Consider the following 479-nt stretch of genomic DNA (forward strand, 5'->3'; position numbering starts at 1 on the left):
TTACACGTTCATATAATCTATGTACACCAGTTGTGGTTTCTTCACTCAAGCCTTTAATTCCTGGAACTAGTTCTGGGTATTTATCTAAAACCATATTGGTTAAATCACCACCATCATCTAAAATCATATTAAGAGGCTGTCTATCTTCTCCAAAAAATAAGGTTTGCTCAATACACCAATCAAACTCTTCTTCGGTCATGTCTTTCCAAGCGTATACAGCAGTGCCTGCAGCGGCAATAGCGGCAGCAGCTTGATCCTGTGTTGAAAAGATATTACAAGAACTCCAAGTAACTTCTGCACCCAGTGCTTGTAGTGTTTCAATTAAAACAGCAGTCTGTATAGTCATGTGTAAACAACCAGCAATTCTTGCCCCTTTTAAAGGCTGGGAATCTTTATATTCTTCACGAAGACTCATTAAGCCTGGCATTTCTGCCTCTGCTAATTCTATTTCTTTTCTACCCCAATCTGCTAAAGTGATG

1 protein-coding gene is annotated in these 479 nt (G+C 39.0%); it reads right to left on the bottom strand.

Annotation, left to right across the window (positions count from 1 at the left end; translation table 11 throughout):
* A partial coding sequence (locus J8281_RS19050; RefSeq protein ID WP_371812644.1) for an adenosylhomocysteinase occupies positions 1-478 on the bottom strand: 478 nt, incomplete at its 3' end.
* Between the last annotated feature and the right edge of the window lies 1 nt (position 479).

Source organism: Aquimarina sp. U1-2, assembly GCF_017897595.1.
In the GTDB taxonomy this organism is placed as follows: domain Bacteria; phylum Bacteroidota; class Bacteroidia; order Flavobacteriales; family Flavobacteriaceae; genus Aquimarina.